Genomic DNA, 20,000 nt, shown 5'->3' with positions numbered 1-20,000 from the left:
TTTTATTATTGTTTAAACTTTGTACCACTTTTAGCTTATTTTCGCTATGACACTTTTAGCTAATCTGCTGTCAATGTAAAAACATGGCCTTTTTGAGTCACTGTAATAGGGTAAATTTTTTCTAAACTACTTAACCAACCTTCGATTTCAGTTGTTAAGAATGTGCCGTTGTAGGTGAGTTCTGTTAGTTTTTTATCGCTTAAATTAACTTGAACTTCACTGTACCTTGCAACATCATTAAGCACATCACCCAAGCGCGCATTTTGGTAGACTAAATAGCCTTTTTGCCAGCCCATAGTCAGCGAGTCACCTTGTGCTTTAGTGTGTGTAACTTTACCTGCCTTTGTCATTTCGACAGCTTGTCCTTGAGTGAGTGTGACAGCGTCTTGTTGAGCCACAGAGACACTGCCTTCTAGCACATCAACACGAATAGAGGCTGGATTTGCTCGTATATTAAAGATGGTGCCTAACGCTGTTACTTCACTGTTTTGATAACGCACAACAAAGGGTCTTTGCTTATCTTTACTGACATTAAAAAGTGCTTCGCCTTGGTATAAAATTAGTTCGCGAGATGCGTTGCTATAACGAACGGCAAGTTGAGTATTCGCACCTAAGTCTATTTGACTGCCATCGTCTAAAGTAAAAGAGCGATGCTCATTAATTGTGGTATGAAAAAATTCATTTGATACTTTGTTATTTGCACTTGCTTGGGGGCTCACAGTGCTCATTGTTTTTATAGGCGACTCTTGATTTACTAAGAAAATAAAACCAAATAGCAAGCAGCTCGCTGCTATGGCTAAATAGCCTGTTATAGCGCGATATTTAGAACGTGTTTTGTTAGACGTAACAGCATCAAGCTCAGCCAATTGCTGTGTCACAAACTCATCACTTAATACGGTTGATGTCGTCCAAAGCGACTGCATTTTTTCAAACACTTCACGATGGACTGTGCTTTGAGCTAGCCACTCGTTAAGCTCGTCAGGGTAGCGATTTGTTTCGCTTTCAGTAAACTTTTCATCTAATACAAGTAACCACTCAGCAGCTTGCTCTTCGATATTTGCTAAGTCGTTCGGTGATGGGTTCATGCTAAGATCCTTAAAACTCATGACTAAAGCTCATGTTGCAATTGCTGGTAGCAATGACGAACTGCACGTAAAACATATTTTCTTACCATACTGGGTGAAATCTGTAAGGTTAAAGCTATTTCTTCGTAGCTTTGTCCTCGTATTTTATATAACAAGAATGCTAGTCTGCATTTATCAGGCAAACTAATGAGAGATTTTTCCATTTCTTTTAGCAACTCATTATTATGATGTGTTTTCTCTGGGTTTATAGAGCTGACAGGTTGCGTGCTGTTATCTGTATCAGAGATAAACTCATCAAATGGGCTGCGTGCTTTACGTCTTAATTTATCTATTGCTAAATTAGTTGCTATTTTATACAGGTAAGCAGCGATGTAATTGCTTATTTTTTCTTGCTCTAACCCTAGCAGCTTAACAAAGGCTTCTTGCGCAACATCTTCTGCTTCACGTTTGTCTAGTCCTTTACTCATGATATGACGTATCAGTTTTTGCTGTTGCTTTAAAAACAACTGCTCAACTTGCTGGCGGCGACTACGCTGACAGTCTGATTCGGTATCGACTGAATCAATGGATTTGCGTCTAAAAGATAATAACGGTGGCATGAATCCGCATCCTACTCTTCCATTTGTATTGCATGTAGCGAGCCGAACATAGTCGGCTCGTCAGTGTTGACTATTAATTCAAGGTGGCCACTCGGCTCACTTTGCCTGAATCACTCACTGTTCTTAGTTGAACAGCACTTGATGTTGTTAATGTTACGGGTCCTGTATAGTCATGCCATGTCATTCCATTGTCTAATGAGTACTGGGTCTGCATGCCAACAAATCGTGTATTAACGATTAACTGGCCATTATCTATCGTCGCCCCGGGGAGTGGGATACGATAATTTACTCCAAACTGTTTAGGTATTTGAGCATTAATATCGACAACTTGGTAGTAGTCCAATAGTGGTAAGGCATGTTGCCCTAATGTGTTTGTAAATGTATGCCATGCTTGTTCAGTGGCTAAACCTTCGGCTGGCATATCTTGCACCCAAGCTCGCTCTGCTGCGCCGAGTAACTTAGGAAATGTCATGTAGTCTAATATTTCGGGTGATTTTTGGTTTTCACCAAACAGCTGCGCCTGAATACCTTGCACGTTTTGTTTACCCGTTTCACTGAGTAAAACCCACTTAGGATCCCATGGTACAGGGTTGCCAAGTTTGTCTTTTACCGCGTTGGCATAAATATTAAATGGGCGGTACTCAAATGTCTTTTTCGTGTCTGTATAGCCTGCCCAATGATAACCAATTTCATCAGGGTGCTTGTTGTAAGCTAAATCAAGATACAAGTTAGTTGCATGAGCAAGTACTACTTTTTTACCTTGGTTTGCGAACTTATAAGCTTGATGTTCATTTCCCCAGCCCCAGACATTATTCCAAAACACAGGGTAGATATCGCCGTAGTCAACATTGCCTGTGCCGTTGTGAGACAACACGTCTCCCCAACTTGCCATATCGAAGCCGTGTTGATTAATTATTTGCTTCCAACGAAGAAAGAAGTAATCAAAAATTTCAGCATCTGTTTTTCCTGCTGTGGCAGGGTTTTGTTGTATTGCAGGAGATTGTGCCCACCATTCGTTTGGACCTAAGTGAGGCAATTCATCGCCCCCGCCGTGCAGGCGTGTGATGGTTGCATCAGGTACTGCATCATAAATTGCACGTGTTTGCTCAACAACATGATTTAAGAAAGTAAACGTGCTCTCTAAGGATGGATTGATAAAGTTGTCAGTGTAAAACTGTGGTGTGTAATATTGAGACTGGTCGAGTGGGTCGATTAATCTATATTTAGACGCTTCGATTGGGTCTGTATTTTTGTACTTATTGTAGCGATATTCCATTGCTTTAATTGCTGCGCGGGCATGAGCAGGAAAATCATATTCAATAATAACATCAATATGACGGTCGGCTGCGTATTGCAAAATTTCTTTAAAGTCTTCAACAGTGTAAAAACCCCAGCCCTTACCTAGGTAGTTTTGCTGCGCGATTTCGAACCCTTGAAAACTGGGCGGGGTACCTAAATTCGCTGCTGTTTTATCACTTGGTTTATTGTCAATGCCATCACCTTGAGCAAATTCATTGGCTGCGCCCATAAATGTATGCAGCATAGATGTTTCATTGAGGTCATAGCCACGCTTAGCACCAAATTCAGTTAACTCAGGAATACCAGGAATTTCTAATCGCCAGCCTTCGTCGTTGGCGACATTAATCTCAAACTTATTTAGTTTGTAAAAAGCCATTAAATCTAACAGCTTAAACACAGTTTCCTTTGACTGAAAGTTACGAGAAACATCAAGCATCATGCCGCGGTACTCAAATCGAGGCGCGTCTAAAATCGTCGTGGCAGGTAGAATGGTGTTGTCGGATAAGGTGCTTGAGTTTTTTGCGTTTTTATACACTGATGTGGGGATCATCTGGCGTAGTGTTTGTATTGCGTAAAATACACCTTGCTCATCGCTGCCTGTAATTGTAATACCTGTAAATGGATCTATTTCTAGTTTGTAGGCACTTTTATCAGCTTGATTATCTTGGTTAGTATCTAAATGTGGATCAAGTTGTAACTTGATATGATTTGGGCCATTTTGAGTGGTTGTATTAACTGCAAATGTGCCACTTAATATGTCGCTTAAAGCAGTTTGTAAAAAAGCCGCTTCTTTATTAAGTGATGCTGGTGCAGAAATCGTTGTTAGCTGACTCATCAATGTTAAAAACTCATTGTCGATTGTAACGACTGAATGAGGTTGTGGAACCAGCTGGTTTTTTAATGGCAATGAGAGAATCGATGCATTATTTTCAGCATATCTTAATGCGGTGGTTTGCACGGGCATCACATCATTTGTGGCCTGTGTCGTTTGTTTAGGATCGCTAGGGTCCATAAACACATCAACAAGTACAGCTTGAGGCGTTTGTCCGTTATAGCTGATATGAAAGCCAGAAGGAGAGTCATTTTTCAGCATTTGCCAGTATTGAGCAATGATCTCAATTTCACGCGACTCCCCAGGTTGAATAGGTGTAAAACCAGTAATAGGTTTTAAAACAAAGTAGTCACCGCTTTTGGCGGCATCTGCATTTTCTAGACTTAGTTTTTGTGCGGCAATATGTTGGCGTGCGTATTGTCCATTTGGGTCAGAGTCTGGCAGAACACTGGCTGGTGGTCTTACTGAGCTAAAAAATAACGACCAGCCCGATTCACCTAATGGTTCTAAGCCATTGTTGGTGATTGTTAAACTACCAAGAAAAATATTCTCACCAATCCCATGGTCAATGACTTGCCAGCTTAAAGCAAGGTTATCGGGGTGAGGTTGTGCAATGCTAAATTGGCTTGCTGTGAGTAGTGCTAAGCTCGATAGTGTTGTTGTAATTGTGTGCTTCTTTGCAAACATGGTGGCTCCTAAGACATTGTTATTGTATAGATAGAGCTGGTACCGCAAGTTGACTCTAATTTTATAAACGTCTTAAGAAGAAGATTTGGGAATTAAAATTTAAAAAAAGCCCTAAATACTGCTTTTGTATTAGGGCTAAGCACGTTAATGAACTGCAATTTCATCAATATATAAAGGAAGTTTAGGGATCTGAATGTCCTGAGATTTCTTGCTATTGATAGCGATCACTTTTAAAAAGCGTAATGTTGTCGGCTGAAAAGATAATACCGACATAGGGCCCTGTGGTGAGGTTACTTTTGCCAGTGTTGTCCATTGCTGCTTATCATCAGAGCCGAGAATGACTATTTCTGTTGGCGGATGCAACTGGCGGTGACGACCACTGTTATAGCCTAATTGCACTTGTTTAACTAAAGTCGGTGATTCAAAATCAATAATGGCCTCAAGATCGGTGTCATAAAAAATAGCGTAATCTTCGACACTATAAAACTGATCAAATGCAAACTGACCATCTTGCAATTTATGCGCTGATTGCTCAGCTGCAGGGTAGGTTAGGGTGATGTTTTTACCCAGTGCTAGGTGAGGGCTAAGTGTAAGGCGTGCATCGCCAATAAGTTGCCCTTGTGATTTTACATAGCTGCGAGCACGGACTTGGGTGTATGATTTAATCGTGATAGGTGCTTGATACTTATTAGACGCTAAAGTGGGTTCGCTGCCATCAAGCGTATAATAAATAGCAGTACCTTCGATATCAGTGGTTATTGTGACAAGCAGTTTATTGTCTTGAACTGTACTACTGATAATCGGTTTATAGCTACTTTTAGCGGTATTGATATGCATTTTTTGATAGCGTTTTAATAAGCTAGGTAAGCGGTTCTGACTATAATCATGCCATGATTTACCTTCTTTATTTGACCATAAGGTTTCACTTAGCGCACTGAGTCTAGGGAATAGCATGTATTCAGCATGACGCGGTGTTTTAATATACTCAGTCCAGAGTGCGCCTTGAGCACCTATAATATATTCGCGCTGTTGAGAGGTTAAATGGCTAGGCTCAGGGTCGTATTGATACACATTTTTTAAACGCGATAATCCGTGAATTGCCTTGGGTTCATCAAGGTTACGAGATTGATAGGCATCAAAATAGATATACTGGTACGGACTCATAATGACTTGATGTCCCATTTTTGCTGCTTGCACGCCTCCTTCGGTTCCTCGCCAAGACATGATGACAGCATCATCAGCAACTCCACCTTCTAATATTTCATCCCAGCCAATGACTGTTTTATCAAGATCCTGCACTATTTTAGCAACTCGCTTAATAAAGTAGCTTTGTACTTGCTCTGGCGTAGTGAGGTCATGTTGCTGCATTAATTTTTTCACAATGGGGCTTTCTAACCATTGTTTTTTTATTACTTCATCACCCCCTATATGAATGTATTTACTAGGGAAAAGTGCTGCGACTTCTTTGTAAACAACAGATAAAAACTCAAACACATCCTCGCGAGGGCATAGCACGTCTTCAAAAATACCAAATTGTGCTTGTACGTCGACTGCCTGCTGGTGGCAAGACAGCTCAGGATAAGCAGCCAGTAATGCCGTGCTGTGTCCTGGAATATCTATCTCAGGGATCACCTCGATGTGACGTGCTTTAGCATACTCTACGACTTCTTTGATTTGTGCTTTTGTATAGAAGCCTGAAACGCTTTGGTTATCAAACAAAGGTTTGTAATCATAAGTATGACCAACGACTGTATGAGGGCGTGTAGCGCCTATTTCAGTAAGTTTAGGGTATGCATCAATGGCGATACGCCAGCCTTGATCATCGGTTAGATGCCATTGAAAAACATTAAACTTATGCATTGCGAGCCAATCAATGTATTGTTTTACAAAACTCACATCAAAGAAATGGCGGCTGACATCTAAATGCATGCCACGATAGGTAAATCGAGGTTCGTCGAGTATTTCTGCACTGGTAATTAGCCAGCTTCGTTGGTTTATTGGCATACGAGATTCTATTTCAATAGGGAGCAGTTGCCTAAGTGATTGCATCGCCCAAAATAACCCCTTTGCTGTGCTGGCCTTTATTTCAATAAAACCACTTCTCACTATTAATTGATAACCTTCCTTAGCCACTACTGAGTCGGTAATGTTAAAAGCGATGGTGTTTTTCATCGTATTTTTTGCGTGTAATACAGGTAATTCATAGCCGGTTGGTGGGCGTAGAAACTCAGCAAGTTGCAGAGCCACTTGTTTTGCATCTTGGTGGTTATAGCTAATTTGTGTGTTGTGCATTAAGTGAAAGTGATCTTCACCATATTGGCTGCTTGTTGGCTTTGGTGTGATGTTAGCGCTGACATAATAAGGAGCTAATAGCAGAATGAATAACACAAAGCTGCTTCGCAAGTACTGGTAAAAAGCATTTTTAATCATTGTTATTTCCTAAGAAAAGCCCGCATTTGCGGGCTTGGATAAACTAATCAGCACTGGGCATAGTGCAAATTAGCAAGGGGTAGGTTAAAAATTAAGGGTTAACGAAGCACTAATGGTTCGGCCTAAAATAGGGCGCGCGTAGTAATAGTCGAAACCAGCTTGGACATCGTTAATGGCACGCGGATTACCTTCAGTTAAGCCTAACTCGTCAGTTAGGTTGGTTGCTTTTAAATGAACGGCAGCGCTGTCATTAAAGCGATAATTAACGCCCATATCGACGGTTGTGTATGCAGGGAGTTCAAACTTATTCTCGCCGTCTGAATAACGTTCACCTAAGTGGTGTACGGTTAAATAAACATCACCATCATCAAAATAATAGGTGGGCGTTAAACGTAGCTGAATTTTAGGTGTACGTTTAACTTGCTTGCCTTCCCAATGTTTAAAAGCACCGGTGAAGCCTTCCATCTTAGGATCTTGTAACACACCCGTTAAATCCAGTTGAATGTTTTCGTGTGCTTGCCAAACGGCTTCAAATTCAATACCGTCGGTGACGGTATCGATAGTTTGATTAGCTACTTCACCATTACTACCGGTAAAGTTACGCTCTACTAGGTCATTGAACTTTGTTCTAAATAAAGTCACTGATGCGCCGAGTGTGTCGCCAGAATAACGTCCACCAAACTCACTGAAGGTAAGGTTTACACTGTCATTAAAGTCTGCATCAATTCCGGCATGTATATTTTGTCCATAGCTCATCAAGCGTGGCATCTCAAACGCATCTGCATAGCGGCCAAACATTGAAACACTGTCAGAGAATTTATAGTTAAAACCAATCGTCCATGCTGTTTCCGTTTCATCGCGGGTTTTTGATAAGTAGTTGTTCGAGGGGGTATCAACATAGTTATTGGCAAGGTTGTTGTCAATGTCATTGCCATTGGCATCGAAAGCACCATCCACTGGCACAGCAAACTGGGTTGCTGATGCGGTACTATCCAATTCTAACCACTCAATACGAATGCCTCCGTCAATACGAAGACTATCTGTGGCTTGAAATTGCTCATTGATAAACAGTGAGTGTGATGTGCTTGTACCAAATGCAGTGGCTTGGCCCCAGCCAGGTGCATAGCCTGTTGAACCGTTGTCGGTTAATTGACCGACTACTTGCTGGTTGTCATCCAGAGCAACAATATCAAGAAGCCGTGCATTATCTTTTACTTCTGTTAAGAACTGTGATTCCCATTTATCAACGGGTAGCGAGTTTGCATCAACGTATGCGAATAGCCAGCCCATTGTGAGCGTGTGGCGATCACCTTCGTAAGTAAAATTGAGTTTATTGACGAATTGCTCGGCATCATATCGAGAATAAAGCGGATAGCTTGTTGTCACTAAACCATTGCCGTTTAAGTTTGTTACATCGTTGAGTATTTCGCCTGTATCAACATATTGATATTTAGCTGCAACAGCGCCGTCAGCTGCAAATTGGTCAAGCATGGAGAGTACATCTTGTTGACCAAGTCTATCGTTGGCATTTACTAAAGTGGAGTTATCGAAATTAAGTAGAATGTACATGTCGTTTTCAAAGCTTGAATAACGGCCTGCTGTATTTAACAGCCAACGATCATTTAGTTCCCAATCAAGGTTATAGCCTAAAGTGGTAAACTTAGTATGCTGCCCATCTTTAAGATCGCGTGTTTTGTAGCTACCATCTTCTTGTAGGTAATTTAAAAGACGTTGACCATTTCCGATTAAGGTTCCGTGCTGTGGATCCACACCAGCGATCCCTTCTGGATTTTTTTGATCTTGTAGAGGGATAGGTACAAAGAATGTGGTGTGGTCGTTTAAGTGCTTGGCAGAGAGTGTAAGTTGACCTTTATTAAACTCACGGACAAGGTTTAATCTCAGTTGTCCGCCGTGATCAGCCGTAAATTCTGTATCCCTTACGCCATCAGAGCGACGATAAAAACCACCGACCGACATTTTCCAGTTTTCACTAATAGGTGTGCCATAGAAAAACTCACTGCGGTATAGGCCATAATCCGCCGTAGTCAGACGAATGGTTGCTTCTTCGACACTATCAGGTTTTCGTGTAATAAAGTTAACCAAGGCCGCAGGCCCATTGGTTGTTAATAGGCCTGATGTACCACCACGCACAGCTTCCATGTGTTCAATAGTGATGTCTTGGCGTTGATAAAAGTCGACCCACACACCGTCATAAACAACCGGTAAGCCGTCTTCTTCAACACCTATATAACGAAAGCCTTCACCGCCACGTAAGCCCCTTGGAGCCACATTGTTATTGGTTTCACCGCCAGAATCTTCGACCCAAAACCCAGGCACAGTTTCAAGTAAATCGGCGGTGCCTAGCGGGGCCTCTCTAGCAAGTTGCTCGGCATCTAGCGTAGTAATTGATACGGATGATTCAAGCTTGGTTTGGCCGCGGCCACCACTACCTGTTACGACAATTCGCTCAAGATCGAGAAGTTTTTTCTTTTCTGATGCAGGCTTAGTTTCTTGTTCAGTATTTTGAGCTGCTTGTAGGTTTAAGCTCAAGCAGGCACTTCCGATTGCCAATGCTAGTAAGTGCTTTCTATAGCGAGGTGTGTGTGTTTTCATTTTATTCCCTTCATTGTTGTTTTTTATAAAGCAACGAATGGCTGCTTCAAATCTATTAACGAATGAAGGGATATTTTTGGGAATAACTTCTAAGGTAAAATTGAGTGTTTAAAAAACTTAATTAAATCAATGTTAAAATCAGTTGGTTTTATGGCCGCTTCAAGATTTTCATGGCAGCGACTGTTAGCAAGGTCTATGTCATGTATTTCTGTATAGTGAGAATGTTTTGCATTGTAGAACACTTTAACTTGCGGCTTTAAAGGACTTGTTGGGTTGCTACGTGTCACCACTGCTAATTTTTGGCTTTCTAATTTAACTAAAGTACCGACAGGGTGAATACCAATACATTGAATAAATTTAGTGACCAAATCACCATCAAAACTATCAGGGCAGCCATCTTTGAGTATTTTGAATGCTTTAATCGGCTCCATACCTGCTTTGTAGACGCGTTCGGCGGTGAGGGCATCATATACATCGACAATTGAAGCCATGCGTACATATTGGCTTAATTCATCGGCATGCTTGCCAAAAGGGTAGCCGCTGCCGTCTAAACGTTCATGATGAAAAGCTGCAATTTCAACCGCTATTCCGCTTAGCCCAGACTCCTCGAGAATCTCTTTACTAAAACGGGCATGATTTTGGATCACTTGATACTCTTCATCTGTCAATTTCCCAGGCTTATTGAGAATGTGATCTGGAATATTTATCTTACCAATATCATGCAGCAGGGCACCTGTTGCTATCTCTTGAATGATGTCTCTATCAATACCTAGGTGTTTAGCAAAAATACTAATTAAAATAGACACATTGATTGAATGCTCTAGGAGGTAGGCGTCTTTTTCACGCATACGCGTAATACAGGCAAGGGCATCTTGGTTACGAAACACTGAGTCTATAAAGCCACTTGCTAGCTCTTGAAATGGTGCAACATCAATTTTATTGCCGGCTCGAATATCATCGAAGGCTTTGCTCTGCAATGACTTGGCTTCAGTGTATAAGCTGTTGGCTTTTGTCATTTCCGCACTAACGCTGTGTGTTGTGTGCCATGGGTTATGTTGCTCAACTTTTTCAGCCGCAGCAGGAGGGGGGATTTTTTCTGCACCACTTTGTTTTCTTTGTTTAAAGTGAGTGTTTTGTCGGGATCAATTTCAACTTCTAGAATGCCAGCTTTAATTAGTTTATCTATACTTCCTTGCGTTTTTACCCAACCTTGGTTTTTGATGCGGATCTTACCTGTTTGTTTTGTTACGCTTTGCACAAACATGCCGAGTTTAAGTTGATTAATAGGAAGTGTTTTCAAGGACATTACTTCAAGTTGAATACATTACTATAAAACTAGCAGATATTTCGTATCTGAGTAAATAATAATAAAGGTGAGTTTTTAGGTAATAAGTATGTTTTTTGAATTGAAAACAGAAAAGTTTCAATTGTTTAACCTGATTATACGAAAAAAGCCTCTACAAAAATTGCAGAGGCTTATAAAACTTAACTAAGAAGATATTCTTAAAGCTTACTCGTCATCTTCAACAAGCGTCATAAGTGATGTATTACCACCAGATGCTGTTGTATCTATACTGATTGTTTTCTCAGTGAGTAAACGTTTGATCAGCGTGTCATAATATTCAGAGCTAATTACCGGCAGTATTGCACCTTTACGTTGTGCTAGCTGCTGGCTGAAGTAGCCTAAACGTGATGAACGAGCAGCTACAACCGCACCTGCAAGGTGAGGGTGCGCTAAGATAGCTTGCAATTGGTTAGGCTTGGCAACTTGGAAAACACCTTCAGCAATACCCGTTGAGATAAACTTATCTCTAAACGCAACAGCTTCCTCATAGAACAACTCAGAGGCAACAGTAATTACTGTATTACCCGCGGCAAGTGCTGTGATAATAGAGATTGCCCAGAAGTTAAATGATGTGCTCTTATCAGCATAACAAACCACACAACCACGCGGTTCAAGATGAAGCGTATTAGATTCACCTGTAGGTCCAGGTAATACAGTGTGTTTACGCATGTGCTTTTCAAGGCGGTTAAGCTGCGCACGTGCGTCTGCAAGTGTTAATGCTAAGTCATCAGCAAGCTCGTCGATAATTTCAACTGTTGCGACTTTGGCTAATAACTGACGAACAGCAGAAACACGGTCATTTAATGGTGTAGCACGCCAGATTTTTTCATCGCGTAGTGAGTTCTCCATTAACTTAGCAACTTGCTCAGCCGCACCTGAATAGTGGTGAGTGTCTAGCTCATCAGGTGATAGGTTCGTCATTTGTACGTTGTCTGGTGACGCTTTCTCTTTCACTAAACGCTGTAAATAGTTAGGACCACCTGCTTTAGGGCCAGTACCTGAAAGGCCACGACCACCGAAAGGTTGCACACCTACGATTGCACCGATCATGTTACGGTTGATGTATACGTTACCTGCACGAGACATCTTTGCTAAGTACTCACAACGCTCTTCAATGCGTGAGTGAACACCCATTGTCAGGCCGTAGCCTGTACCATTGATTTGATCGATAACGCTATCAAGCTCAGTGCCTTTGAAGCGAATGATGTGAACACATGGACCAAATACTTCACGTTTAAGTACAGATAAGTCTTTGATTTCGTATAAACGAGGAGCAAAGAAATAAGCGCCATTCTCGTTGTTATCAGGAATAGCACACTCGTAATGAAGTGTTGCGTTACCTTTCAAGTACTCAACGTGCTCATTTAAGTTTTTCAGTGCTTTTTCATCGATAACAGGACCGATATCGGTTGAAAGTAGCGAAGGGTCACCAACATGAAGCTCTTTTAACGCACCTTTTAGCATTTCAATAATACCGTCAGCAACGTCTTCTTGAATAAACAATACACGTAGCGCAGAACAACGTTGGCCAGCACTTTGGAAACCTGAACTGATCACATCATCAACCACTTGCTCAGGAAGTGCTGTTGAGTCAACGATCATACAGTTTTGACCACCTGTTTCTGCAATTAACGGTACTTGGATATCGTTACGTGCAGCCAGTGTTTGTGAGATTAATGTGCCTGTTTCAGTTGAACCGGTAAACATAACCGCTTGAATACGCTCGTCAGGTACAATTGTTTTACCTACTTCGCTACCACGGGCAATAACAGGTTGCACTACATGCTCAGGTAAGCCGACAGAAAGCATCAGTTCAATCGTACGAAGAGCGATTAAACTTGTTTGCTCAGCTGGTTTTGCAATAACCGTGTTACCAGTCACGATAGCAGCCGCAACTTGACCTAAGAAGATAGCCAGTGGAAAGTTCCATGGGCTGATACATAAGATTACACCACGGGCTTCAAAGCGCTCGTCTTGTGATAATTCTTCTGCACGTGCAGCGTAGTAACGACAGAAGTCAACGGCTTCGCGTACTTCATCAATACCATCTTGTGCGACTTTACCCGCTTCTTTAATACAAATAGCAACTAGCTCATCGTGGTGACGCTCTAAAATGTCAGCAACACGACGAAGTAGGTTTGCACGTTCTTTTACAGGGGTTTGTGACCACGATTCAAATGCTTTTTCGGCATTTTCTAGAAGTGATGTCATGTCTTCTGAAGTTTGAAGCTTAACATGACCAATGACTTCTTTGTGGTTTGCCGGATTTTTCACTGGCAATGAACCTTCAGGTACATCGCTTAATTCAATGCGGTGTTCTTCAAACCATGCATCTAAGTTCTCTTTAAATGGAGTAATAACATTAATATCCGTTAAATCCATCCCTTTTGAGTTTGCACGCTCGTCACCGTACAAATCAATTGGCATATTAATTTGTGTATTGAACTTGTTGCGTAAACCTTGCAAAGTTTCAACTGGATCTGGCAGTAGTGACTCAACCGGCTTAGAGGTATCAACAATGGCGTTAACGAATGATGAGTTAGCACCGTTTTCTAATAAACGACGCACTAAGTACGCAAGTAAGTCTTCGTGTTGGCCTACCGGTGCGTAAACACGACACTGAATTTTTTCTTGTTCAACAATTTGGTCAAACAACGATTCGCCCATGCCATGCAGACGCTGGAATTCAAATCCATCGTGGTCGCCTTTAGCAACTTCTAAAATCGTTGCCGCAGTGTAAGCATTGTGTGTTGCAAATTGCGGGTAAAGTACATCGCGAGCTTCTAGTAGTTTGATAGCACAGGCTTTGTAAGATACGTCTGTTGTTGCTTTACGTGTGAACACAGGGAAGTGGTCTAAACCATCTTGTTGAGTGGTTTTGATTTCGGTATCCCAATAAGCACCTTTTACGAGGCGAACCATTAGCTTACGGCCTACGCGACGCGCAAGGTCAGCAACCCATTCAACTACAAAAATAGCGCGCTTTTGGTATGCTTGCACAGCTAAGCCAAAGCCATTCCAGTTACCTAGTTCATCATCGCTGAATACGGCTTCGATAATATCTAATGAAATATCTAAACGGTCGGCTTCTTCAGCATCAACAGTGAAGCCGATGTCGTAGCTTTTCGCAGCAAGTGCAAGTTCCTTTAGCTTAGGTACGATTTCTGCCATCACACGCTCACGATGAGTGAACTCATAACGTGGGTGTATTGCAGAAATTTTCACAGAGATACCTGGACTTTTGATAGGACCACGGCCGTTTGCTGCTTTACCAATTGCGTGGATAGCAGTCATGTAGCTTTGGAAATAACGCTCAGCATCTTTCATCGTGCGAGCGCCTTCACCTAGCATATCGTACGAATATACGTAGCCTTTTTGTTCTTTATCAGCAGCTCGTTCAATCGCTTCGTCAATGGTACGACCCATTACGAACTGCTTACCCATGATTTTCATCGCGAAGTTCACAGATTTACGAATAACGGGTTCACCTAGGCGGCCAATGGTTTTCTTAAGTACACCAAATTGCTGTTCTTTCGATTTGTCGCTGTAGTTAACCATTTTACCGGTGACTAGTAGGCCCCAAGATGATGCGTTCACAAATAAAGAATCGCTGCTACCTAAATGCGAGCTCCAATCACCTTTTGCCAGTTTGTCACGAATAAGTGAGTCTTGAGTTGCTTTGTCTGGTACACGTAAAAGTGCCTCAGCTAAACACATTAGAACCACACCTTCTTCTGTCGAAAGTGAGAATTCGTTTAACAGTGCGTCAACACCGCTTTGACCATCTTGATCGCGACGGATATTTAAAACCATTTGACGGGCACGTTCCCATGCACGGCTTCGTGCTTTTACGCCTACTTCAGCCAGCGGTAAGATGTGATCAATAACCGCATTTTCGTCAATACGGTAGAAATCACGGATTTTTTGTCTTATTGGACACTCAGTTGTCAAATCGCCATTAAATAGCATATGTAACCCTCTGGTATGTGGAGTCTAGAAACGCCAAAAAAGCATTTCTTACCATTGATATAATTCGTGCATTCTAATTAAATTCCAGCAGAATATGCTGGTTAAATTTTTCAATTTACGATAATTTACAGGGCATACCTTGAACTTAGCCGCATAAAATTCTGTTATGACCAGCCCGAATAGATTACGCATGTTAGATCGCATTGATTTAGCAATTTTAGACGCTCTGCAAAAAAATGGCAGAATCTCAAACGTAAACCTCGCAAAACAGGTTAATTTGAGCCCCAGCCCGTGCCTTGACCGTGTTAAACGGTTAGAGCAAGAAGGCTATATTGAAGGCTATTACGCTAAGCTTAACGAAGCTAAGCTTAATCAGAGCTTATTAGCGCATGTGCAGGTGTCTTTGGTTACTTCTAACACCTCTGTTTTTAAAGTTTTCAGAGAGTATATTTTAAATATTCCTCAGGTCGTTGAATGTGACATGGTTGCAGGAGGCTATGACTATCTATTGAAAGTGCGTGTTTCTGATATGGACGAATATCGCCAAGTCTTAGGGGATTTAGTCGATATACCAGGGGTTGGCACACACCATACTTATATGGTGATTGAAAAAATCAAACAGGACACAGGGCTTCGATTCGATATTTAATATAAGGAAACCTACGTGGTTTCCTTTTTTGTATTTTAAAAAGTGACTTCAGTGTAAAAATAAACAGCGAATGCTGGAGTCTCATAAGTATTTCCATTACCAGCCTAATTGATATTAATTTTAGCGAGTTTTATTTTCAAAGTCGCAAGCATTGAATCGACAGAACTATCAGCGTGATTGAGTCCATCCATCAGCGTCATAAAGTAAAGGTCAATAATGATATCTGCATCTGTAGGGGTTGCGTCATTATCATTTATCAAGCGTTTCTTAAAAGCATTTAGTTGTGGTTCAAGTTCATTTTGTTGCCACATAATTTCTTTGAATAACTCTCGGCTAAACTCTTTTTTTGCCAAGTAAAAAGCATAGAGAAAGCGAGCATAATGGTACATTCTATCTGTGGCTGTTGTACTGGTATCTAAGCTCTCTGCGGTGCTTAGAATGTCTGTCAGTTCATTTTCAAAGCTGTACTTGAGTATCGCAACCTTAGTCGCAAAGTGACTAAATACGGTGCCATTGGCAACATTGGCTGCCTTTGCAATATCTCGCGTACTCGTTTGATGATAACCCTGCTCTGAAAACAACTGCCATGAGGCTGTTAGTATCTGCTGTTTTGTTTGCTCTTTCTTAGTCACTGCACACTCCAATTTTTATGCTATTTAACCAGAAATTTAAAAAATCTCAATCAAGACTATTGTAAATTGAGCGCGCTCAAGTTTAAAATGAGCGCGCTCAATTAATAAAAGGTTAGCACCATGGACATATTAAAACGCTTTATTGGCTATGTATTATTTTTACCCGGTATTTTCTTTTATAGCTTTATTTTAGGCCCCTTACTTATTGCCGTACTAATACCAGGGGGGCTGATGTTATTGCTACTGATTTTAGGTTATAAAGGGGGCTTTTTAGTGCTAAAACGAGAAGTGCTTAATACACTTAAGCAAAAATCCCCTTAAAGCAATGTTGGTAGTAAAAGTGGTTAAGTCTAAAAAAGGAAACCCTGCTAAGCAGGGTTTCTTGTTAATCTAAAATGGGAAGTTTAGAACTAAGCCCAGCCGTCATAGCGTTTACGGCGAGACAACATAATCGTTAAAATAATACCCAACAATAAGCCGATAAATGCAATTGCGCCGCCATATGTAAGTAATTGGCGCTTTTCTTTAGCACTGGCTGCTTGTTTAGCATTGCGTTCAGACTCGATAGTATTTTTAAGTTTATCGATTTGTGCTGTCAGGGCTTGGTTTTGTTCGTTAAGAGAGCGGTTTTGCTCTTGTAGCTGTGGCAATTCTATTTCTGCTTGACGTAACTGCTCTTGCATTAATGTCATGTCGTTATTCAGCGCTTGAAACTGTTGATGAATACCAGCGTTTTCAGTGATGAACTTTGCTTCTACCCAACCTTCGCGCTCTTTATCATCACGAATTTTAAAGTAGCCATTATCTTCACCTGATAATAATTCTACTTGTGTACCTGCATCCACAGAGCCCAAAATACGGTAGTTTTTGCTCGGACCTGAATGCATAAAAGTGTACAGGTTATCGACTATGTAGGCGGTGTTTTCGTTGTTGCTGCTTGGCGCTTCTTCTGCGTAGCTAATAAAAGAGGTGGCCGCAAGGAGCAACCCAAAAATACACTGTTTTAACATCAATCTACCTTGTTAATGTGATCTTGCCGAGAAGTGGCTAAATTTATAATTTCTTTATGTATAGAGATAGTAGGGATTTCAACTATTAATAGCAAGACTGATATTGTAATCCGTGCATGGGCTTAATCGTAAAAATCAGGAAAAAATTTGCATTAAGTAGCTGCTTTGTTTATTTTGACCACTTATTTATTTTAAATGTACTCCGCAAAGCGAATGGATACTGAGATAGAACTGAAGTTTTTGGTGTCAGATGCCGTTGTTCCACTGATCCCCGCATTAATTACCCAATTTGCAAAAACCGTTACCAACAAACCGTCACGCAGCTTACAAAATGCCTATTACGACACGCCGAGTCGTGAGTTACGTGCACTGGATATAGGCTTGCGTACACGCTGCAGCGATACAGACTGTGAGCAAACTATTAAGTTAGCCGGTGAAGTAGTAGGGGGGTTGCATCAACGCCCTGAATATAATTTGCCTCTTGAAGGGAATCGTCCTGATTTATTGGCCTTTGATGCGTCAATCTGGCCTCACGCAATGCAAGTTAATGCGATAGCCGATAACCTTTACCCTATTTTCAGCACTAACTTTATTCGTCGCACGTGGTTAATTGAAACCGATAGCGGCGCTAAAATCGAAGTGGTGTTAGATAAAGGAGAAATAGCAGCCTCTGGTCAGGTTGAGCTTATTTCTGAGTTGGAAATTGAGTTATTAGAAGGCAGCCGCCAAGAGTTATTTGCTTTAGCAGATAAACTGGTCAGTGAAAGTCATGTGCGCTTAGGACTTTATTCAAAGGCTGCGCGTGGTTACCGCCTTGCCGATAACACGCCTTTGAAAGCGAGCAAATCGATTGGTTTTGTACCGCTTAACAGTGGTGCGACACAAGAGCAGGCATTAGTGGCAAGCATTAACTATGCTATTCGTTTTGTACAAAAACATGAAGCGTGTTATTTCATTAAGCCAAGCTTAAAAACCTTAAAGCGAGTTACGGATGGAATTCGACTTATCCGTCATGCATTTTGGTTATTTGATGATATCGTCAGTAAAGATGATACGGATTCATTGCGAGTTGAACTAAAATGGCTTTTAAGTGAGCTTGCTTGGGTTGAAAATGCTATACAGCTAAAAACCTATACCTCGAAGCGACATGCCTATTACAAAAAGATTAATAGCGCCCCTGAGCTGACTCAAGTCATCAACGATTTAAAAGAATTACAGCCAAGTATTGAAGATGTACAAGAGCTGTTTCACAGCAAGCGATACAACCGTTTGTTGTTGCAACTTACAACATGGTTAATTGAAAAACAGTGGCGTAAATCATGGGGCCAAGCGGAGTTTCAAGCCGCAGAAAAACCGGTTGCTGAAATCGCTAAGCGTTTATTTGCCAAAGATTGGCACGATATGCACGAGCTTATTCCTGAGCAGCAAGTGTTTACGGACAAAGACTATTTATCACTTAGAACCCGTCTTGAAAATTCACTATTAAGTGGTAACTGCTTGGGTGCGCTATTTAATACTGATGACAGAAATGAGTTTCGAATTCCATGGTTAGATATCTCTCATGGTATTTATGAGCTTAGTACACTTGAGTATTTAAAACAGCTATGTGCAGGTCAAGATGATGAAGAGCTTGCTAAAATTCAGGCTTGGTTAGATCAGAAATCTGATTTTTTGGTCAGTGCAATGGAGCAAAGCCGTCACGCGTCTTTCAATACTGATCCATATTGGTTGTAAGCCTGTGCCTGTTTGCCTATGGATAGGGTTAGCGGTGTTGAGTATATCGGCATTTGCTAACTCAAGCGAATGGCAAACTTACAAACAGCAAGATGGCATAAACGTCACTTACAAAACGCATCAAAACGGTATTATAGAAATAAACGCCTCGGTGCTGGTAAAAAATGCGAAAGCCGATGACTTTATGGCGCTATTGAGCGATACCGACAATGCACCTAATTGGCTCGAAAATGTGAAAAGTGTCACCTTAATGGAGCGTTTAAGCCCTTCTGAAACGCTTGTACACACTCACTTTAATTCCCCTTGGCCTGTTTCAGATCGCGATTTGGTTAGCTACTCGTGTTACCACCGCCTGAGTGAGCACAAAACAGAGCTTAAAATTATTAGTCAGCCCCATGCAAAACCGGCAGTAAATGGCGTCGTGCGTATTAAAGATTTAACCGCTTTTTGGCGCTTAACACACCAGCAAAATGACTTACTGGTTAGCCATCAAGCTTATGCAGACCCCGCGGGTTCTATTCCACATTGGTTGAGTAACAAGGTATCATTAAAAAGTGTGTTTAAGACCTTACAGTCACTACGTAAGGAACTCCACTATAATCGGTTTACGCGCCTAAACACACCAAGCGTGCCTGGGAAGTGTGCTTCTTAAAGGCAGATTATTAATACATAAATACCTTTTATTAGTCTATTTAGTCGTAGGAAGAAAATGAAAGAGCCAAAAATTCCCTTGGTAAACAAACCAAATGGTATTGGGGTAGGGCGTGTTTTAAAAGCCACCAAATGCTCAATCAAAGGCTTTAAAGCTGCTTTTAAAGAAGAATCTGCATTTCGCACTGAAACCTATTTAGGTCTGATATTATTTCCGTTATCAGTGTTGCTTGCCCAATCATTAAGCCATTGGCTGATGTTATTTATTCCTTATTTATTATTGTTGATAGTTGAGCTACTCAACTCAGCAATAGAGGCGCTGACTGATAGAGTCGGTATTGAGTACCATGTATTATCGGGGCGAGCTAAAGATATGGCCTCAGCGGCAGTGACGTTGGCATTAATTATTTTGCTACTGGTTTGGGCAGTGGCAATTTATGAAAAGATAATGATGCAGTTTTAAAC

At 41.2% G+C, this 20,000-nt stretch carries 13 protein-coding genes and 1 pseudogene; 5 read left to right on the top strand and 9 right to left on the bottom strand.

Going from position 1 to position 20,000, the window contains the following annotated elements:
* Positions 1–59: 59 nt before the first annotated feature.
* The 7 genes and pseudogenes from L0Z67_RS13660 to putA all read right to left on the bottom strand — a co-directional run bounded on the left by L0Z67_RS13660 (position 60) and on the right by putA (position 14,859).
* Complete coding sequence (locus L0Z67_RS13660) at positions 60–1,085, bottom strand: FecR family protein (protein WP_405128130.1); 1,026 nt, start codon at positions 1,083–1,085, stop codon at positions 60–62.
* Positions 1,086–1,108: 23 nt separating this feature from the next.
* Complete coding sequence (locus tag L0Z67_RS13655; RefSeq protein ID WP_062568768.1) at positions 1,109–1,684, bottom strand: RNA polymerase sigma factor; 576 nt, start codon at positions 1,682–1,684, stop codon at positions 1,109–1,111.
* Between the two features lie 73 nt (positions 1,685–1,757).
* Positions 1,758–4,502, bottom strand: a complete 2,745-nt coding sequence (locus tag L0Z67_RS13650; protein ID WP_405128129.1) for a family 20 glycosylhydrolase — start codon at positions 4,500–4,502, stop codon at positions 1,758–1,760.
* Between the two features lie 144 nt (positions 4,503–4,646).
* On the bottom strand, positions 4,647–6,932 hold the full coding sequence (locus L0Z67_RS13645; RefSeq protein ID WP_405128128.1) for a family 20 glycosylhydrolase: 2,286 nt from the start codon (positions 6,930–6,932) through the stop codon (positions 4,647–4,649).
* Positions 6,933–7,016: 84 nt separating this feature from the next.
* Positions 7,017–9,545 (bottom strand): TonB-dependent receptor, encoded by a 2,529-nt coding sequence (locus tag L0Z67_RS13640; RefSeq protein WP_062568771.1) that lies wholly within the window; start codon positions 9,543–9,545, stop codon positions 7,017–7,019.
* A gap of 89 nt (positions 9,546–9,634) precedes the next feature.
* Positions 9,635–10,845: pseudogene (locus tag L0Z67_RS13635) on the bottom strand (HD-GYP domain-containing protein).
* A gap of 210 nt (positions 10,846–11,055) precedes the next feature.
* The gene (putA, locus tag L0Z67_RS13630) at positions 11,056–14,859 is read right to left on the bottom strand and encodes a bifunctional proline dehydrogenase/L-glutamate gamma-semialdehyde dehydrogenase PutA (RefSeq protein ID WP_062568773.1); all 3,804 of its coding nucleotides are present in this window, start codon (positions 14,857–14,859) and stop codon (positions 11,056–11,058) included.
* A 166-nt stretch (positions 14,860–15,025) separates the two neighbouring features.
* Here putA and L0Z67_RS13625 point away from each other — a divergent pair, with 166 nt between their 5' ends.
* Complete coding sequence (locus L0Z67_RS13625) at positions 15,026–15,508, top strand: winged helix-turn-helix transcriptional regulator (RefSeq protein WP_062568774.1); 483 nt, start codon at positions 15,026–15,028, stop codon at positions 15,506–15,508.
* Between the two features lie 104 nt (positions 15,509–15,612).
* Here L0Z67_RS13625 and L0Z67_RS13620 read toward each other — a convergent pair whose 3' ends face one another.
* Positions 15,613–16,140 (bottom strand): TetR/AcrR family transcriptional regulator, encoded by a 528-nt coding sequence (locus L0Z67_RS13620; protein ID WP_237114404.1) that lies wholly within the window; start codon positions 16,138–16,140, stop codon positions 15,613–15,615.
* 120 nt (positions 16,141–16,260) lie between these two features.
* Here L0Z67_RS13620 and L0Z67_RS13615 point away from each other — a divergent pair, with 120 nt between their 5' ends.
* Complete coding sequence (locus L0Z67_RS13615) at positions 16,261–16,461, top strand: hypothetical protein (RefSeq protein ID WP_237114403.1); 201 nt, start codon at positions 16,261–16,263, stop codon at positions 16,459–16,461.
* Positions 16,462–16,550: 89 nt separating this feature from the next.
* On the opposite strand, the gene L0Z67_RS13610 is transcribed toward L0Z67_RS13615, so the two are convergent.
* Positions 16,551–17,150, bottom strand: a complete 600-nt coding sequence (locus tag L0Z67_RS13610) for a TIGR04211 family SH3 domain-containing protein (protein ID WP_062568777.1) — start codon at positions 17,148–17,150, stop codon at positions 16,551–16,553.
* A gap of 213 nt (positions 17,151–17,363) precedes the next feature.
* Between L0Z67_RS13610 and L0Z67_RS13605 the strand changes: the two genes are divergently transcribed.
* From L0Z67_RS13605 to L0Z67_RS13595, 3 genes are read left to right on the top strand one after another with little or no spacing between them, the layout of a single operon-like run.
* Positions 17,364–18,884: a CYTH and CHAD domain-containing protein gene (locus L0Z67_RS13605; RefSeq protein WP_062568778.1), complete on the top strand. Its 1,521-nt coding sequence runs from the start codon at positions 17,364–17,366 to the stop codon at positions 18,882–18,884.
* A 34-nt stretch (positions 18,885–18,918) separates the two neighbouring features.
* A complete protein-coding gene (locus L0Z67_RS13600; RefSeq protein WP_193987758.1) occupies positions 18,919–19,536 on the top strand; it encodes an START domain-containing protein in 618 nt (205 codons plus the stop codon).
* A 57-nt stretch (positions 19,537–19,593) separates the two neighbouring features.
* A complete protein-coding gene (locus tag L0Z67_RS13595; RefSeq protein WP_062568780.1) occupies positions 19,594–19,998 on the top strand; it encodes a diacylglycerol kinase in 405 nt (134 codons plus the stop codon).
* Positions 19,999–20,000 lie beyond the last annotated feature (2 nt).

It is taken from the genome of Pseudoalteromonas sp. PB2-1 (assembly GCF_045040605.1).
GTDB lineage: Bacteria > Pseudomonadota > Gammaproteobacteria > Enterobacterales > Alteromonadaceae > Pseudoalteromonas > Pseudoalteromonas arabiensis.
The sequence above is the reverse complement of the archived record's forward strand: the minus strand, read 5'-3'. Positions and strand labels throughout refer to the sequence as shown.